17 protein-coding genes and 1 tRNA gene are annotated in these 15,549 nt (G+C 75.4%); 6 read left to right on the top strand and 12 right to left on the bottom strand.

Annotated features, from left to right (window positions below; translation table 11 throughout):
* Positions 1-23: 23 nt before the first annotated feature.
* The 4 genes from ACFVU3_RS08660 to ACFVU3_RS08675 form a co-directional block, all read right to left on the bottom strand.
* On the bottom strand, positions 24-215 hold the full coding sequence (locus ACFVU3_RS08660; RefSeq protein ID WP_390064856.1) for a hypothetical protein: 192 nt from the start codon (positions 213-215) through the stop codon (positions 24-26).
* Positions 216-336: 121 nt separating this feature from the next.
* Entirely contained in the window at positions 337-1,218 is an 882-nt protein-coding gene (locus tag ACFVU3_RS08665; RefSeq protein ID WP_390064857.1) for an SDR family oxidoreductase, read from the bottom strand.
* Positions 1,215-2,108 (bottom strand): alpha/beta fold hydrolase, encoded by an 894-nt coding sequence (locus ACFVU3_RS08670; RefSeq protein ID WP_390064858.1) that lies wholly within the window; start codon positions 2,106-2,108, stop codon positions 1,215-1,217. The genes ACFVU3_RS08665 and ACFVU3_RS08670 overlap by 4 nt, the downstream gene beginning before the upstream one ends.
* Positions 2,105-3,643 (bottom strand): flavin-containing monooxygenase, encoded by a 1,539-nt coding sequence (locus ACFVU3_RS08675; protein WP_390064859.1) that lies wholly within the window; start codon positions 3,641-3,643, stop codon positions 2,105-2,107. Before ACFVU3_RS08675 ends, ACFVU3_RS08670 begins: the two co-directional genes overlap by 4 nt.
* A 160-nt stretch (positions 3,644-3,803) precedes the next feature.
* Between ACFVU3_RS08675 and ACFVU3_RS08680 the strand changes: the two genes are divergently transcribed.
* The 5 genes from ACFVU3_RS08680 to ACFVU3_RS08700 all read left to right on the top strand — a co-directional run bounded on the left by ACFVU3_RS08680 (position 3,804) and on the right by ACFVU3_RS08700 (position 8,410).
* The gene (locus ACFVU3_RS08680; RefSeq protein WP_390064920.1) at positions 3,804-4,466 is read left to right on the top strand and encodes a MerR family transcriptional regulator; all 663 of its coding nucleotides are present in this window, start codon (positions 3,804-3,806) and stop codon (positions 4,464-4,466) included.
* Positions 4,467-4,593: 127 nt separating this feature from the next.
* A complete protein-coding gene (locus ACFVU3_RS08685; RefSeq protein WP_390064860.1) occupies positions 4,594-5,190 on the top strand; it encodes a hypothetical protein in 597 nt (198 codons plus the stop codon).
* 3 nt (positions 5,191-5,193) lie between these two features.
* A complete protein-coding gene (locus ACFVU3_RS08690) occupies positions 5,194-6,444 on the top strand; it encodes a peptidoglycan-binding protein (RefSeq protein WP_390064862.1) in 1,251 nt (416 codons plus the stop codon).
* Entirely contained in the window at positions 6,441-7,193 is a 753-nt protein-coding gene (locus ACFVU3_RS08695; protein ID WP_390064863.1) for an ABC transporter ATP-binding protein, read from the top strand. The genes ACFVU3_RS08690 and ACFVU3_RS08695 overlap by 4 nt, the downstream gene beginning before the upstream one ends.
* Entirely contained in the window at positions 7,190-8,410 is a 1,221-nt protein-coding gene (locus ACFVU3_RS08700) for an ABC transporter permease (RefSeq protein ID WP_390064864.1), read from the top strand. The genes ACFVU3_RS08695 and ACFVU3_RS08700 overlap by 4 nt, the downstream gene beginning before the upstream one ends.
* A 23-nt stretch (positions 8,411-8,433) precedes the next feature.
* Here the strand turns inward: ACFVU3_RS08700 and ACFVU3_RS08705 are convergent, their stop codons facing one another.
* The 3 genes from ACFVU3_RS08705 to ACFVU3_RS08715 all read right to left on the bottom strand — a co-directional run bounded on the left by ACFVU3_RS08705 (position 8,434) and on the right by ACFVU3_RS08715 (position 11,723).
* Positions 8,434-10,098: a sensor histidine kinase gene (locus ACFVU3_RS08705; protein WP_390064865.1), complete on the bottom strand. Its 1,665-nt coding sequence runs from the start codon at positions 10,096-10,098 to the stop codon at positions 8,434-8,436.
* Positions 10,095-10,826 (bottom strand): response regulator transcription factor, encoded by a 732-nt coding sequence (locus ACFVU3_RS08710; protein ID WP_390064866.1) that lies wholly within the window; start codon positions 10,824-10,826, stop codon positions 10,095-10,097. The genes ACFVU3_RS08705 and ACFVU3_RS08710 overlap by 4 nt, the downstream gene beginning before the upstream one ends.
* 93 nt (positions 10,827-10,919) lie before the next feature.
* Entirely contained in the window at positions 10,920-11,723 is an 804-nt protein-coding gene (locus ACFVU3_RS08715) for an exodeoxyribonuclease III (RefSeq protein ID WP_390064867.1), read from the bottom strand.
* A 50-nt stretch (positions 11,724-11,773) separates the two neighbouring features.
* Between ACFVU3_RS08715 and ACFVU3_RS08720 the strand changes: the two genes are divergently transcribed.
* Positions 11,774-12,253, top strand: a complete 480-nt coding sequence (locus ACFVU3_RS08720) for a GNAT family N-acetyltransferase (RefSeq protein ID WP_390064869.1) — start codon at positions 11,774-11,776, stop codon at positions 12,251-12,253.
* Positions 12,254-12,447: 194 nt separating this feature from the next.
* Here ACFVU3_RS08720 and ACFVU3_RS08725 read toward each other — a convergent pair.
* The 5 genes from ACFVU3_RS08725 to moaC form a co-directional block, all read right to left on the bottom strand.
* Positions 12,448-12,524, bottom strand: a tRNA-Ala gene (locus ACFVU3_RS08725).
* An 87-nt stretch (positions 12,525-12,611) separates the two neighbouring features.
* Positions 12,612-13,673, bottom strand: coding sequence for a gephyrin-like molybdotransferase receptor GlpR (glpR, locus tag ACFVU3_RS08730; RefSeq protein WP_390064871.1), 1,062 nt, complete (start codon positions 13,671-13,673; stop codon positions 12,612-12,614).
* Between the two features lie 175 nt (positions 13,674-13,848).
* On the bottom strand, positions 13,849-14,469 hold the full coding sequence (locus ACFVU3_RS08735; RefSeq protein ID WP_390064873.1) for a GNAT family N-acetyltransferase: 621 nt from the start codon (positions 14,467-14,469) through the stop codon (positions 13,849-13,851).
* Positions 14,466-14,975 carry a molybdenum cofactor biosynthesis protein B gene (locus ACFVU3_RS08740; RefSeq protein WP_390064922.1) on the bottom strand — a complete coding sequence of 170 codons (510 nt, stop codon included), beginning with the start codon at positions 14,973-14,975 and terminating at the stop codon, positions 14,466-14,468. Before ACFVU3_RS08740 ends, ACFVU3_RS08735 begins: the two co-directional genes overlap by 4 nt.
* Before the next feature lie 80 nt (positions 14,976-15,055).
* Positions 15,056-15,541, bottom strand: coding sequence for a cyclic pyranopterin monophosphate synthase MoaC (gene moaC / locus ACFVU3_RS08745; RefSeq protein WP_384668100.1), 486 nt, complete (start codon positions 15,539-15,541; stop codon positions 15,056-15,058).
* Positions 15,542-15,549: the final 8 nt, after the last annotated feature.

Below are 15,549 nucleotides of genomic sequence, written 5' to 3' on the forward strand. Positions count from 1 at the left end.
GCGCCCCTCGTCCCTGACAGGCGTCAGGCGTCGCGGCCGCGCTCGGTGCGCGCCCGCAGCTCCCGCTCGGCGCGCTCCTTCGCCTCCTGGGCGCTCTCGCGGCCCTGGGAGGCGCGCTGGGACGCCTCGTCCTTGGCGTCCTTGCCCTTGACGGCCTGCTTGCCGCGCTCGGCGAGCTCCTGCGCCTTGTCCTGGAACTGGTCCTTGATGCCCATGAAGTTCACTCCTAGAAGGGTGAGAGGGGGTGCGGGGCAGCGTGCCCCTGGGCCTCGACCAGCCTTGCACGAGCGAACATTCCACGCATTTCGATCAGTTACCGAGGGTGCCGGGGCACGGTCACGCCTTCCCCGTGCGGGCCTGCTCGTCCGCCGCGCCGCCCGCGCCCACCAGCCCCGTGGAGACCGAGGCCAGCCGGGGCTCGAAGCGCTTCATCTCGCGCTGCCCGACGGTGGCGATCAGGCCGGGCAGGTAGCCGCGGATCGACTGCATCCCGCGCAGCCACCACTGTGCGTACACGTGGGCCGAGCGCCGCTCGATGCCCTCGATGATCCGGTCGACGGCCGGGCCGAGGGGGTAGGTGCGGTTCGACGGCCACGGCAGCCGCTGCCGCAGCTCCTTCATCACGTCGTCCTGGTCCGCGCCCCGCACCATGTCGGTGTCGGTCCAGGAGAGGTAGCCGACGCCGACCCTCACGCCCTTGTACGCGACCTCGGCGCGCAGGCTGTGCGCGAACGCCTCGACGCCGGACTTGGAGGCGCAGTACGCGGTCATCATCGGGGCCGGGGTGATCGCGGCGAGCGAGGCGATCTGGAGGAAGTACCCGCGGGACTCCATGAGGACCGGCAGGAAGGCGCGGCCGGTGACCGCCCCGCCGATCAGGTTGACCTCGATGACCCGCCGCCAGGCGACCGGGTCGGAGTCGGCGAACGGACCGCCCGCCGCCACGCCCGCGTTGGCGACGACGATGTCGACCTTCCCGAACCGCTCCTTGACCTCGGCGGCGACCCGGGCCATCGCCTCGTGGTCGGTGACGTCCGCCTCCCACCAGTCGGCCTCGGTGTGCAGCCGGCCGGCGACCTCCTTCAGGAGCTCCGGCTCCAGGCCGACGAGCGCGATCTTCGCGCCGCGCGCGGAGAGCTTGCGGGCGAGGAGCTCGCCGACACCGCGGGCGCCGCCGGTGACGACCGCGACCTGTCCTTCCAGGCTGACCCTGCTCATGCCCCTGCCTCCTTGACTCCGAGATACGTGAGCGTCAGTTCGCGGATCTGCGCCGTGACGGCCTCCGGGGCCTCGACCGGCGTCATGTGGCCCATGCCGGCCAGTTCGGTCAGGCCGGTGCAGTGCGGCAGCGCCTCGGCCAGGCCCCGGGAGTGGACCGGCGGGGTGAGCCGGTCGGCGGTCCCGACGAGGACCGCGGCCGGCACCCTGAGCTCCCGGACGTTCGCCTCCAGGTCCAGCCCGGCGAGCACCTGCGACCAGCCGTAGCGGGACGGGCGCGGGCAGGCGTGCACGATGCGGGCGCAGGCGTCGACCCGGTCGGGCGCGGAGCCCGGTCCCATCGTCGCGTACTTGAGGACCTTCTTCGAGACGCCGTTGACCGGGCCCAGCGGGGCCTTCGAGCCGAGGACGGCGCCGGTGAGCCGGGTCCGCAGTCCGCCGGGGCCGAGCGGCACCACGGTCGCCTCGGAGGTGAGCCGGGACGGGCCGGTCGAGCAGAGCAGGACCGCGGCGGCGTGCTGGACGAAGCCGGGGCGGCCGGCCGCGGCCATGATCGTCATGCCGCCCATGGAGTGGCCGGCGACGACGGCCCGCTCGCCGGGCCCGAGGGTGGCCGCGAGCACGGCCTCCAGGTCGTCGGCGAGCGCGGTGGTCGAGTAGCCGCCGGAGGCGGGGACCGGGGAGCGGCCGTGGCCGCGCTGGTCGTAGGCGACGACCCGGTGGTCGGCGGCGAGCGCCCGGATCTGCTCGGCCCAGAAGCCTATGGAGCAGGTCCAGCCGTGGGCGAGGACGACGGCGGGGGCGCCCTCGGGGCCGTACACCTCGGTGTGCAGTTCGGCGCCGTCGGCGGAGCGGACGGTGAGGGAGCGGGGCTCGGGAAGGCGGATCACTGGGCGGCCTCCCTCTTGCGGGCGGCGCGGCGGGCGGCCGGCCCGGGGGTGGCCTCGACCGGCTTCGGGGCGCGGACGACCTCGTACTCGGAGAGGTCGACCTGCCGGGTCTCGCGGCGGAACTCGCCGGTGGTGCCCGGCCAGAGGGTGGTGTTGCGGCCGTTGGCGTCGAGGTACCAGCTGTCGCAGCCGCCGGACTTCCAGACGGTCCGCTCCATGCGGTTCTGGACCTTGCGGTTCCAGGCGTTGACGGCGGAGGGCCGGGCGGCGAGCGCGGCCCGGCCGCCGAGCACGTTCAGCTGGCGCAGGTAGTCGGCCATGTAGTTCAGCTGGGACTCGATCATGAGGATCATGGAGGAGTTCCCGAGGCCGGTGTTGGGCCCGATGATCGTCATCCAGTTGGGGAAGCCGGCGGCGGTGGCGCCGCGCAGCGCCTCCATGCCGTCCTTCCACGCCTCGGCGAGCGAGCGGCCGTCGGCGCCGATGACGCGCGGGGCGATCGGCATGTCGGTGACGTGGAAGCCGGTGCCGAAGACGATCGCGTCGACCTCGGTCTCGCTGCCGTCGGAGCCGACGACGACGTTCCCGCGGACCTCCTTGAGCCCGCCGGTGACGACGTCGACGTTGGGCTGGGCGAGGGCCGGGTAGTACGCGTTGGAGAGCAGGATCCGCTTGCAGCCGATGCGGTACGAGGGGGTGAGCTTGGCCCGCAGCACCGGGTCCTTGACCGACTTGGCGATGTTGGCCTTGGCCAGCTTCTCGACCAGGCCCAGCTCGCCCGGGTGCTTGGTGAAGGCGCCGACCTGGAGCTCCCGGATGCCCCACAGGATGCCGCGGCGCAGGGTCGCGGTGACGGGCAGCTTCCGGTGCAGCCAGCGCTCGGGGCCGCTGATGGCCCGGTCCATGCGGGGCATGACCCAGGGGGCGGTGCGCTGGAAGAGGGTCAGCTTCGCGACCTCGGGCTGGATCGCGGGCACGATCTGGATGGCGGAGGCGCCGGTGCCGATCATGGCGACGCGCTTGCCGCGCAGGTCGTAGTCGTGGTCCCAGCGGGCCGAGTGGAAGACCTTGCCGGTGAAGCCGTCGAGTCCCGGGATGTCCGGGATCCTGGGGTCGGAGAGCGGTCCGGTGGCGGAGACGACGACGTCGGCGGTGAACGATCCGGAGCTGGTGGTGATCTGCCACCGCAGCGCGTCGGCGTCCCACTCCATCCGCTCCACCTCGTGGTTCAGCCGCAGGTGCGGCCGGATCCCGAAGGTGTCGGTGACGTGCTCCAGGTAGGCCCGGATGTGCCGCTGGCCGGAGAAGGTGCGCGGCCAGTCCGGGTTGGGCGCGAAGGAGAAGGAGTAGAGGTGCGAGGGCACGTCGCAGGCGCACCCGGGGTAGCTGTTGTCCCGCCAGGTGCCGCCCACGGAGTCGGCCCGTTCCAGGACGACGAAGTCGGTGATCCCCTCGCGGCGCAGCCGGACGGCGGCCCCGAGCCCGCCGAACCCCGATCCGATCACCGCCACCCGAACGTGCTCGTGCTTCGCCATGCCGCCTCCCGTGCGCCCGGCCAAGATTCCGCCAGCAATCACTGGCACAGTCGGGACTGTAGAGCAGCTCCATACCGAGCGGTAGGGGTCGCGCGAGGGAAAGTTACCGGCGGTACAACATAGGCTGGCGGGCGTGGCGGAACGATCAGGAGAACAGGCGATGCCCGCGGAGGCCCCGGAGCCCCCGCACGAGTACCGCGTGGCCGAGCTGGCCGAGGCGGCCGGGATCACCGTGCGGACCCTCCGGTTCTACCGGGAGCGGGGGCTGATCCCCCCGCCCCGCCGGGAGGGACGGATCGCCTGGTACGACGAGCGGCACCTGGCCCGGCTGCGGACCATCGCGGCACTCCTCGAACGCGGCCACACGCTCACCGGCATCGCCGACCTCACCACCGCCTTCGAGTCCGGGCGGGACGTCGGGGAGGTGCTGGAGCTGGGGACGCCGTCCGAGGAGGAACCGGTACGGCTCACCCCCGAGGAGCTGGCCGACCACTTCGCCGGCGAGGTCACGCCCGAGAACCTCGCCGCCGCCCTCGACCTCGGCTACCTCGCCACCGACGGCGAGGACATCGTCCACGTCAGCCGCCGGCTCCTCGACGTCTCCGCCGCCCTCGTCCGCGAGGGCGTGCCGCTCGCCGAGGTGCTGAAGGCCGGGGCCCGGGTCCGCGAGCACGCCGAGGCGCTCGCCGAACTCTTCGCCGAGGTGCTGGGCGCCCACGTCAGGGAGGGCGACGTCCAGCGGCTGCGGCCGCTCGCCAAGAGCGTCGTCGAGGCGGAGCTCTCCATGGCCCTCGACCGGCGGCTGCGCGGCACGGGCGCCTGATCCCCGCCCTCTCCGGTCCCTGACAGGTTCTTCGAAGGTTCTTCATCGGACCCGCCCTACGGTCGGTCCGCCCCGCCGCGCTCCCGCGGCCGGGCGGACCGAGCCAGGAACGGGGACCGAGGAACCGATGAGGACGAACCGGATGCTGCTCGCCGCCGTCGCGGCGGCCGCGGCCGTCGCGCTGACCGGCTGCGGCGGGAACGACCCGGGGACCGGGATCCCCACCGCCCGGGAGACCACCGGCACCCCCCGCGCCGGGGCCGCCACGACGGGCACGAGCGGCGCGGGCGGCGACGAGGCCGAGATCGCCGCGTACGTCGAGGCCAAGCGGGCCTGGGTGGCCTGCCTCCGCGAGGGCGGCATCGACGCCCCCGACCCGGACGAGAACGGACAGGTCGAACTCACCGACGCCCGCGCGGTCAAGGCGAACCCCGCCCTGAGCAAGGTCCTCGCCGACTGCGGCAAGGACCTCCCGAACGTCCCCGCCGCCCTGGAACGCAGGCTCGCCCCCAAGCTCACCCCCGAACAGATCAGGAAGCAGGTCGAGTTCGCCGACTGCATGCAGAAGAACGGCGCCCCCGACTTCCCCGACCCCGAGGCCGACGGGCACGTCTACGGCGACGAGCAGCAGTGGGACTCCACCACCGCGGCGGCCAAGCGCGCCGCCCGCCTCTGCGGGCCGATCGTCGGCCGCCCCGCCGAGACCGGCCCGGGCAAGGGCTGAGCCATGGGCGAGACCACCACCGCGACGGAGACGGACCCCGGTGCCGGCGGCGCGCCGCCGCGCCGCCGGCACCGGACCACCCTGCTCGTCGCCGTCTCCGTCACCGCCGTCGCGGCCGTCGCCGTCGTCGGCCGGCTCGGCCTCGGCGGCGGCGCCGGACAGCCGCCCGGGGCCCTCCCTCGGGCCGGCTCCACCGTCGCCGTCACGCGCACCACGCTCACCGAACGCACCGAGGTCGAGGGCGAGCTGGGATACGGCGCCGAGATCCCCCTGCCGGTCCGGGCGACCGGCACCGTCACCTGGCTCCCGGAGCCCGGCGCCACCGCCGGGCGCGGCGAGACCCTGCTGCGCGTCGACGACCGGCCGGTGGTGCTGCTGTACGGCACCCTGCCGATGTACCGCGAACTCGGCCGTACCCAGGCCCCCGCGGCCACCGGAACCCCCGGACCGGAGACGGGCACGGACGGCACGGAAACGGGCAAGGGGGGTACGGGCACGGGCGCCGGACCGGGCAAGGCGACGGCGCCGCCGCCCGCCGACCCGGCCCCGCCCGCCCCGGTGCCCCTGCGCGGCATGGACGTCCTCCAGTTCGAGTCCAACCTCGCCGCCCTCGGCTACACCGGCTTCACCGTCGACGAGGAGTTCACCGCCGGCACCGAGCGGGCGGTGCGGCGCTGGCAGCGCTCGCTCGGCCTGCCCGAGACGGGCCGGATCGGCCTCGGGGACGTCGTGTACGCCTCCGGCCGCGTCCGCCTCGGCCGTCCCGGGGTCCGGCCCGGCCAGCCCGCCGGCGAGAACACGCTGTCCTTCACCGGCTCGTCCCGCAAGGTCACCGTCCAGGCGTCCGCCGAGGAGGTCTCCTGGGCGACCCGCGGCACCGCCGTCACCGTGACCCTGCCCGACGGGCGGACGGTCGCCGGCGAGGTCGCGGGCGTGGGGCGGACGGCGTCCGCGCCCGAGGGCGGCCAGGCGGGCGCCCCGCCGACCGTGCCCGTCACCGTCACCGTCGCCGACCAGCGGGCCCTCGGCCGTCTGGAGAGCGGCCCGGTCACCGTCGCGTACGTGGGCCGGGAGCGCGCCGGCGTCCTCGCCGTGCCGGTCGCCGCGCTCGTCGCCCTGGCCGAGGGCGGACACGGCCTGGAGACGGACGACGGCCGCTTCGTCGCGGCCCGCACCGGACTGTTCGCCGACGGGAAGGTCGAGGTGAGCGGCCCGGAGGTGCGCGAGGGCCTGAAGGTGAGGATCCCGAAGTGACCGCTCCCGCACCGGCGCCGGTCGTCGAGTTCCGCTCGGTGTCGAAGACGTACCCCGGCGGGGTCGCGGCCGTCCGGGACGTCAGCCTGACCGTCGGCCGCGGCGAACTCCTCGCGATCGTCGGCCCGTCGGGCTCCGGCAAGTCCAGCATGCTGCACCTGATGGGCAGTCTGGACGTGCCGACGTCCGGACGGGTCCTGGTCGACGGGCACGACGTGGCCCGGCTCTCCGACCGGCAGGTCTCGGCGCTGCGGGCGACCCGCATCGGCTTCGTCTTCCAGCAGTTCCACCTGGCCGTCGGCGTCCCGGTCCTGGACACCGTCGCGGACGGCCTGCTGTACGCCGGGGTCCCGCGCCGCCGCCGCAGGGCGCGGGCCGCGGCCGCCCTCGCCCGGGTCGGGCTCCGCCACCGGGTCCATCACCTGCCGCACCAGCTGTCCGGCGGCGAGCGCCAGCGGGTGGCGGTGGCGCGGGCGGTGGTCGGCGAGCCGGCCGTCCTCCTCGCCGACGAACCCACCGGCAACCTCGACTCCGTCTCCGGGGCCGCCGTCCTCGGCCTGCTGCGCGAGCTCAACGCGGCCGGCACGACGGTCGTGGTCATCACCCACGACCGGGACATCGCGGCGGCGCTCCCCCGCCGGGTGGAGCTGCGCGACGGCCGGGTGGTGGCCGACTCCGCCCCGTGCGCCCCCGCCGCCGGCCCCGGCCCGGGTCCCTCCGGCCGTCCCTCGACGGGAGCCCCCGCATGACGCGCACCGCCGCCCGCCCCACCGGGGACGACCGGCTGCGGGCCGCCCGGCTCCGGCCCGGCGACGCCGTCCGCCTCGGCGGCACCGGACTGCGCACCCGGCCCCTGCGGGCCTTCCTCTCCGCGCTCGGCATCGCGATCGGGGTCGCCGCGATGATCGCGGTGGTCGGCATCTCCGGCTCCGGCCGGGCCGAGGTGGAGCGCCGGCTCGACGCGCTCGGCACCAACCTGCTCCGGGTGGAACCCGGCGTCGAGCTGGGCGGGGACCGGGCGAGGCTGCCGGCGGACGCGGTCCGCATGATCCGCCGCGTCCCGCCGGTCCTGGAGGTCGCCGCCACCGGCCGTACGGCGGCGAACGTCTACCGCAACGAGCGGATGCCGGAGGGCCGCACCGGCTCGCTGACCGTCCAGGCCGCCGACGGCGACCTGCTCGCCGCCGTCGGGGGCCGGATCGGCCGGGGCCGCTGGCTGGACGCGGCGACCGAGCGGTACCCGGCGGTCGTCCTGGGCGCCACCGCCGCCCAGCGGCTCGACGTCCGCACGCCGGGCACCCGGCTGTGGATCGGGGGCCGCTGGTTCTCGCTGGTCGGCGTCCTCGACCCGGTGCCGCTCGCGCCCGAACTGGACGGGGCGGCGCTGGTCGGCGGCCCGGCCGCCCGCGCCTACCTGCGGTTCGACGGGCACCCGTCGACGGTGTACGTCCGCGCCGAGGACCGCGCGGTCGCCGGCGTACGGGGGGTGCTCGCCGCGACCGCCGACCCGGCCCACCCCGGCCAGGTGCGGGTCTCCCGCCCCTCCGACGCGCTCGCCGCCCGCGAGGCGACGGAGTCGACGCTGACCGGGCTGCTGCTCGGGCTCGGCGGGGTGGCGCTGCTCGTCGGCGGCGTCGGCGTGGCCAACACGATGGTGATCTCGGTCCTGGAGCGCCGCCCCGAGATCGGGCTGCGGCGGGCGCTGGGCGCGACCCGGGCGCAGGTCCGGGGCCAGTTCGTCACGGAGTCGCTGCTGCTGTCGGCGCTGGGCGGGGCGGGCGGCGTGCTGCTCGGCGCCCTCGTCACCGGCGTGTACGCGGTGGGCCGGGGCTGGCCGACGGTCGTCCCGGCGTGGGCGACGGCCGCGGGACTCGGGTGCACGCTGGTGATCGGCGCGCTGGCGGGCGTCTGGCCGGCGGTACGGGCGAGCCGCCTCGCCCCGACGGTGGCGCTGTCCGGCAGCTGACCGGCCGGCCGTGGCCGCGCGGATCAGTGGTCCGCGCGGCCGCCGGCGTCCGGAAGCAGCACCGTGAACACCGATCCCGTGCCGACCTCGCTCGTGACGCCGACCGATCCGCCGTGGTCGGCGACGATCCGCCGGCAGATGGAGAGGCCGAGGCCGCTGCCGCCGGTGGCCCGCCCGCGGGCCGCGTCCGCGCGCCAGAAGCGGTCGAAGAGATGGGGGAGGTCGGCGGCCGGGATGCCGCCGCCGGTGTCCCGGACCGCGATCCGTACCCGACCGTCCTCCCGGTCCAGTTCCAGCCGGACGGAGCCCCCCGGCGGGGTGTGCCGGACGGCGTTGCCGACGAGGTTGCCGAGCGCCTGCCGGAGCCGGTCCGGGTCCCCGTGCAGCCGGACCGTGCCCGCCGCCGCGCCGGTCACGGCCAGTTCCACCCCGGCGGCGGCCGCGCGGGCGCTGTGCGCGGTGCGGCAGGTGTCGAGGAGGTCGCGGGCGTCGAGGGCGCGCCGGTGGTAGGTGAGGGCGCCGGCCTCGGCGAGCGCCAGGTCCTGGAGGTCGTCGACGATCCGCTGCTGGAGGAGGACCTCCTCGTGGAGGGAGTCGAGGAGTTCCGGGTCGGCCTCCAGGACGCCGTCGCGAAGGGCCTCCAGGTAGCCGCGGAGGTTGGCGAGCGGGGTGCGGAGTTCGTGCGCGATGTCGCCGACGAGGCGGCGCTGGCGCTCCTCGCTGGCGGCGAGGGAGTCGGCCATGCGGTTGAAGGCGCGGCCGAGCTCGCCGATCTCGTCCTTCCCGGCGGCGGGGACCCGGCGTCCGAGGTCGCCCTCGCCGAGGCCGCGGGTGGCGGTGGTGAGGGCGCGCACGGGGCGGAGCACGGCGCGGCTGAGGAGGGCCGCGCAGGCGAGGGCGGCGAGGGCGACCCCGGCGGCGCCGGCGAGGGCGGGGCCGGCGGAGAGGCTGCGGCCGACGTCGTCGACGGCGCCGAGGCGGACGGTGAGGGGCTGCGGGGCGACGGCGGCGGTCCGTTCGCCGAAGACGCGCCGCAGGCAGGCGTGGAAGGCGCCGGCGGGTCCGGTGCGGCAGGCGTCGAGGGCGGCGAAGTGGGCCTGGTGGACCGCGCTCGGGGCCTCCTCGACGCGGACGCAGGCGGCCGACCCGGCCGGTGCGCCGGGGGCCCTGCCGCCGTCCTCGAAGTCGGGCAGGCCGAGGAGGCCGGGGACGGTGACGACCTTGTGCCCGGCGCGGGTGAGGCAGGCGGCGTAGGCGGCGCCGGTGCCGTACTCGAAGACGGCGGTGCCGGCCAGCTTGGTGGCGGCGAGCGGGACCTCGGCGGAGGACAGGTCGAGCCGGGGCCGGGGGTCCACGAGGAGGGCGGGGGCGGTGCCGCCGGGGCGGGGGGCGCGGCCGAGGAGGGTGTCGGAGTCGGCGAGCTGGCCCTGGGCGTCGGTGCCGATCCGGATCCGCTGCCCGGTCTCCTCGGCGAGGGCGCGGACGAGCGGCAGGACGCCGTCCCAGGTGCCGTGCCCGGCCGCGTAGCCGCGGAGCTCCTCGGTGATGCGGGTGACGGAGCGCTGGTCGGCGGCGGCGGACTCGCGGACCTGGCCGGCGGCCTGGCGGAGGGTGAGCCAGGCGGTGGCGGCGGTGGCCGCGGCGGCGACGAGGAGGACGAGGGCGAGGACCCGGAGGCGGAAGCTCACGGGCGCTCCGCGGGGGCCGGGCCGGGGGTGCCGTCCGGTGCCGTGTCGGCGATCCGGTATCCGCGTCCGTACACGGTCTCCAGGTAGCGGGGGCGGGCCGGGTCGGGTTCGAGCTTGCGGCGGAGGTTGCGCACATGGGCGTCGACGGTGCGTTCCAGGACGTCGCTGTCGAAGCCGAAGACGCGCTCGATGATGAGGGTCCGGGTGAAGACCCGGCCGGGCTCGCGGACCAGGGCCTCCAGGACCGCGAACTCCTTCGCGGTCAGCGCGACGGGACGGCCCTCGACGGTGACCTCGAAGCGGGCGGTGTCGAGGGTGATGCCGCCGGCCCGGATCGGCTCGGCCGGGGCGGAGCCCCCGGCGCGGGAGCGGCGCAGCAGGGCGCGGACGCGGGCGGTGAGCTCGCGGGGGCTGTAGGGCTTGGCGAGGTAGTCGTCGGCGCCGAGGTCGAGGCCGAGGAGGAGGTCCTCCTCGGTGCCGCGGGCGGTGAGCAGCAGGATCGGCACGTCGGAGCCCTCGGCGCGCAGGATCCGGCAGACGTCGAGGCCGTCGACGGAGGGCAGCATGACGTCGAGGACGACGAGTTCCGGGCGGGCCGCCCGGATCCTCTCCAGGGCGGCCCGGCCGTCCGCGACGACCTGGACGGAATTCCCTTCCCGTTCCAGATAGAGACGGATGAGCCGGGACTGCTTTTCGTCGTCCTCGGCGACCAGAATGCGCGCGCTCAAGAATTCCCCCCGCCCGGGCCCCGTATTTCCGGGAAACGGTACCCCGGGCGGGAGGGCCGGGACGGGCGGGAAGGGCGGGAAGGGCGGTCGTGCCTAGAGGACGTAGACGGCCGTGACGGGGGCGTGGTCGCTCCACCGCTCGGCGTGGGTGGCGGCCCGCTCCACGTACGCCTTGGCGGCCTTCGCGGCCAGCCCCGGCGTGGCCATCTGGTAGTCGATGCGCCAGCCGGTGTCGTTGTCGAAGGCGCGGCCGCGGTAGGACCACCAGGAGTAGGGGCCCTCCTGGTCGGGGTGGAGGGCGCGCACCACGTCGACGTATCCGCCGTCGGTCTCCTCCAGGACGCGGGTGAGCCACTCGCGCTCCTCCGGGAGGAAGCCGGCGCTCTTGCGGTTGGCCTTCCAGTTCTTGAGGTCGGCCTCGCGGTGGGCGATGTTCCAGTCGCCGCAGACGACGACCTCGCGCCCGTCGGCGGCGGCGCGGACCCGCAGCTCCTTGAGGTAGGGCAGGAACTCGCCCATGAAGCGGTACTTCTCGTCCTGCTTCTCGGTCTCGGCCTCGCCGGAGGGGAGGTAGAGGCTGGCGACGGTGACGCCGGGCAGGTCGGCCTCGATGTAGCGGCCGGAGCCGTCGAACTCGCTCGATCCGAAGCCGATCCGGACGGCGTCGGGCTCGCGGCGCAGGTAGAGCGAGACGCCGGCGCGGCCCTTGGCGGCGGCGGGCGCGTGGGCGGTGAACCAGCCCTCGGGGGTCCGTACCTCCGCGGGCAGCTGCGCCTCCTCGGCGCGCACCTCCTGGAGGCAGACGGCGTCGGCGGAGGTCTCCGCCAGCCACTCGACGAAGCCCTTCTTGGCGGCGGCGCGGAGGCCGTTGACGTTCGCGGTCGTGACAGTGAACATCCCGGGAGAATACCGACACCCGGCCTTCGCATACACGTACGATGGCCGGCATGCGCATCCAGCCGACGCCGTACGACCACCCCGACGCCGTGAAACTGCAGGACGCGGTGCAGGCCGAGTACGCCGTCCGCTACGACAGTGAGGGCGACGCCACACCGCTCGACCCCGCGATGTTCGTCCCGCCGCGCGGCCTCTACCTGCTCGCGTACGACGCGGAGGACCGCCCGGTCGCGAGCGGCGCCTGGCGCCGCCAGGACGAGAACGAGGAGGGGTACGCGGACGGGGACGCCGAGCTGAAGCGGATGTACGTCGTGCCCGAGGCGCGCGGCCTGGGCCTGGCCCGCCGGCTGCTCGCCCTCCTGGAGGACGACGCCCGCGCCGCCGGCCGGACCCGCATGGTCCTGGAGACCGGCACCGCCCAGCCCGAGGCGATCGCCCTGTACGTCTCCAGCGGCTACGAGCCGTGCGCCAAGTTCGGCCACTACCGGCACTACGAGAGCAGCCGCTGCTTCGCGAAGCCCCTGGTCTGACGCCGGGTCCGGCACGCCGCGCCCACCGCCCGCCGCCCGTCGCCCGCCGCTTGTCGCCCGCCCTGATCCCGGTGACCGGCACGTGATCGACCTCGGGTGCCGGGGCGAGCGGGGGCGGGCGCCGGCGCGTTGCCGGGCCCTGAACGACGAAGATCCCGCCCGATCTTTCGATCGGACGGGATCTCGTCATCCGCTGGTGGACCTGAGGGGATTCGAACCCCTGACCCCCTCGATGCGAACGAGGTGCGCTACCGGACTGCGCCACAGGCCCCTGCGACGTGTGAAACATTAGCATCTCGGTCGGCGAGAAGAAAAATCGCTTCCGCCGCAGGTCAGGCGAGGACCCGCCGGACCGCCCTCATTCGTTGGCGGCGCGGGGGCGGTCCTCCTCCGCGTACTGGTCGAAGAGCGGGGTGCGGCCGTGGTCGCGGCCGCGGCGCGGCGGGGCCGGACGGCGGCGCGGGGCCGGCGAGGCGGCCGGGGGCTGCTCGGCGGCCGTGGAGGAGCGGGCGGCGCTCCAGGTCTCCGGGTCGGTGACGTCCACGCCGTTGGAGGCGCGCGGGGCGACCGGCGCGGTGACGTACGTGGGCAGCGGCACCGGCACCGGGTCCCAGCTGTCGCCGCGGGCGGGGCCGCGCTCGCGCTGCTGGTCCACCCACTCCGCGTGGTCGGTCTGCTCGACCAGCGCGCGCCGGTCGGCCTCCTGCGGGGAGACCACGGACGCGGGCGTCGGCTCCGGCTCGGGCGCGGGCGCGGCGGCCCGGCGGCTCTCGCGGAGCCGGGCGGCGGCGGCCTCGGCGCGGCGCCGGTCCATCACGTAGACGAAGCGGCGGCGCTCCTGCCCGCGCAGATGGACGATGTACGCGCTGAGCAGCACGGCGGGGAGGGCCGGCGCCCACAGGAAGGTGACGCCGCCGACGGCGGCGACCACGGCCCCGAGGGTGAAGGCGGAGAAGAGCACGATCGTGGTGCGCCGCCGGCGCGCCAGGACCTTGCCGCGGCGGGCCCGCTCGGCGGCGCCGCCGGCCGCGGCCTGCCGGGCGGCCGGGGCGGGCGCCGGTTCCGGGTCGCGCTCGGGCCGGCGCTCCGGCTCGGGCGCGGGCCCGGGGAGTTCGAGGCGCGCCTCGGTCCTGGCCGGAGGCGCGGAGAAGGCCCGGACGTCGACCGAGCTCAATTGCTCGGTCGCCGCGTCCGGGTCCACGTCGGGCACCGAGTCCCGGGCCATGAGGTCCCGCTCGCGAAGCTCCTTGGCGTACCGGCGCTCCATGCCCGCCCGTCCGGACAGCAGCCGGATGGCGGTGCTGAAGCGTTCCGTCGGACGGGCTTCGTTCAGCTCGTCCTGCCTGCGGAGCCACATCGGCACCAAGTAGGCGGCCCAGGCCCCGACGATGACTGCGTAGATGAGGCCGCTGCTGCTCACGCCTCACACGGTAGAGGGGTTCGCGACGGGGCATCGGCCAATTGGCCCGGTGTGTCGCACGATCTGGCTGATATCACTGAACTTTTTTGTGATTGTTCAGATCGATCGGTGTTCATATGCCACTGGAATTCGAACAGTTATATGAATACCGAGGGGGTGGCGCCCGGACGGGTCCTCAGGCCGCGTCCCTGCGCCGGGTGCGGTGCCAGCGGGCGAGCAGACCCTCCGGGATCTCCTCCGCCGTCAGCGCGAAGACCAGATGGTCCCGCCACGCCCCGTCGATGTGCAGATAGCGCGGCCGCACGCCCTCCTCCCGGAAGCCGAGCTTCTCCACCACCCGGCGCGAGGGGCCGTTCTCCGGCCGGATGCACACCTCCATGCGGTGCAGCCCCACCGTCCGGAAGCAGTGGTCGGTCGCCAGCGCGACCGCCGTCGGCATCACCCCGCGCCCGGCGACCCCGCTGTCCACCCAGTACCCCACGTGCCCCGAGCACATCGAGCCCCAGGTGATCCCGGCCACCGTCAGCTGCCCGGCCATCCGGCCCTGGTACTCGATGACGAACGGCAGCATCCGCCCGGCGTTCGCCTCCGACCGCAGATGGCGCACCATCTGACGGTACGTGGGACGCTGCGCCGGCGGCATGCCCGGCGCGGGCGGCGGCACCGTCGCCTCCCAGGGCCGCAGCCACTCGCGGTTGCGGCGGTTCACCTCCCGCCACTCCCGCTGGTCGCGCATCCTTATCGGGCGGAGCAGCACGTCTCCGTCGACGAGGACGACCGGCCAGGGCGTGATCATGACGCCGGGCCCGCTTCCGCCGGTCTCGGGTGGTCACCGCCGCGGATCTGGTCCACGGCGTGCCGCAGCAGCGGCTCCAGGACGGCGAGCCCGTCCCGCACCCCGCCGGTCGACCCCGGCAGGTTCACGATCAGCGTGCCGCCCGCGACCCCGGCCAGCCCGCGCGAGAGCGCCGCCGTCGGCACCTTCTCCCGGCCGTACGCCCGGATCGCCTCCGGGATCCCCGGGATCACCCGCTCCAGCAGCCGGGCGGTGACCTCGGGCGTCTCGTCGGTCGGCGAGACGCCGGTGCCGCCGGTGGTGAGGATGACGTCGTACCCGGCCGCGATCCCGGCGCGCAGCGCCGCCTCGACGGGCGCCCCGTCGGGCACCACCCGCGGCCCGTCGACCGCGAAGCCCATGCCCCGCAGCCCCTCGGCGATCAGCGGCCCGCCCTTGTCCTCGTAGACCCCGGCGGAGGCCCGGTTGGAGGCGGTGACGACGAGCGCCGCGTACGGCGTGGCCAGGGCGCCGCCGACGTCCGCGGCGAGCGCCGCCGGAGGGGTCTGCGCGTGGTCGTGCGCGCCCGCGACCCGGCCGCCGCGCGTCACGCGTCGTCCCGGGTCCAGTGGCCCGACTTGCCGCCGGTCTTCTCCTCGACCCGTACGTCGGAGATGACCGCGCCCTTGTCGACCGCCTTCACCATGTCCACGACCGTCAGCGCCGCCACCGAGACGGCGGTCAGCGCCTCCATCTCGACGCCCGTGCGGTCGGTGGTCCTCACGGTCGCCAGGATCTCCACGGCGTCGTCCGCCACGGTGAGGTCCAGCGTCACTCCGGAGACGGCCAGCGGGTGGCAGAGCGGGATGAGGTCGGGGGTCTTCTTGGCGCCCATGATCCCGGCGATCCGCGCGGTCGCCAGCGCGTCCCCCTTCGGCACGCCCTCGCCGCGCAGCAGCTCGATCACGCGCGGCGAGACGAGCACCCGCCCGCTGGCGCGCGCCGTGCGGGACGTGACGTCCTTCGCCGATACGTCGACCATGCGGGCGGCGCCCGCCTCGTCGATGTGGGTGAGACCTTGCTGCGTGCTCATGGCCGTGA

The sequence above is a fragment of the Streptomyces sp. NPDC058052 genome (assembly GCF_042885515.1).
Lineage (GTDB): Bacteria > Actinomycetota > Actinomycetes > Streptomycetales > Streptomycetaceae > Streptomyces.

What these genes read in the sequence shown, in the direction of transcription:
- ACFVU3_RS08660 (WP_390064856.1), bottom strand. Translation starts at nt 215, where the DNA reads ATGGGCATCAAGGACCAGTTCCAGGACAAGGCGCAGGAGCTCGCCGAG.
- ACFVU3_RS08665 (WP_390064857.1), bottom strand. Translation starts at nt 1,218, where the DNA reads ATGAGCAGGGTCAGCCTGGAAGGACAGGTCGCGGTCGTCACCGGCGGC.
- ACFVU3_RS08675 (WP_390064859.1), bottom strand. Translation starts at nt 3,643, where the DNA reads ATGGCGAAGCACGAGCACGTTCGGGTGGCGGTGATCGGATCGGGGTTC.
- ACFVU3_RS08680 (WP_390064920.1), top strand. Translation starts at nt 3,804, where the DNA reads ATGCCCGCGGAGGCCCCGGAGCCCCCGCACGAGTACCGCGTGGCCGAG.
- ACFVU3_RS08685 (WP_390064860.1), top strand. Translation starts at nt 4,594, where the DNA reads ATGAGGACGAACCGGATGCTGCTCGCCGCCGTCGCGGCGGCCGCGGCC.
- ACFVU3_RS08690 (WP_390064862.1), top strand. Translation starts at nt 5,194, where the DNA reads ATGGGCGAGACCACCACCGCGACGGAGACGGACCCCGGTGCCGGCGGC.
- ACFVU3_RS08700 (WP_390064864.1), top strand. Translation starts at nt 7,190, where the DNA reads ATGACGCGCACCGCCGCCCGCCCCACCGGGGACGACCGGCTGCGGGCC.
- ACFVU3_RS08715 (WP_390064867.1), bottom strand. Translation starts at nt 11,723, where the DNA reads ATGTTCACTGTCACGACCGCGAACGTCAACGGCCTCCGCGCCGCCGCC.
- ACFVU3_RS08720 (WP_390064869.1), top strand. Translation starts at nt 11,774, where the DNA reads ATGCGCATCCAGCCGACGCCGTACGACCACCCCGACGCCGTGAAACTG.
- ACFVU3_RS08735 (WP_390064873.1), bottom strand. Translation starts at nt 14,469, where the DNA reads ATGATCACGCCCTGGCCGGTCGTCCTCGTCGACGGAGACGTGCTGCTC.
- moaC (WP_384668100.1), bottom strand. Translation starts at nt 15,541, where the DNA reads ATGAGCACGCAGCAAGGTCTCACCCACATCGACGAGGCGGGCGCCGCC.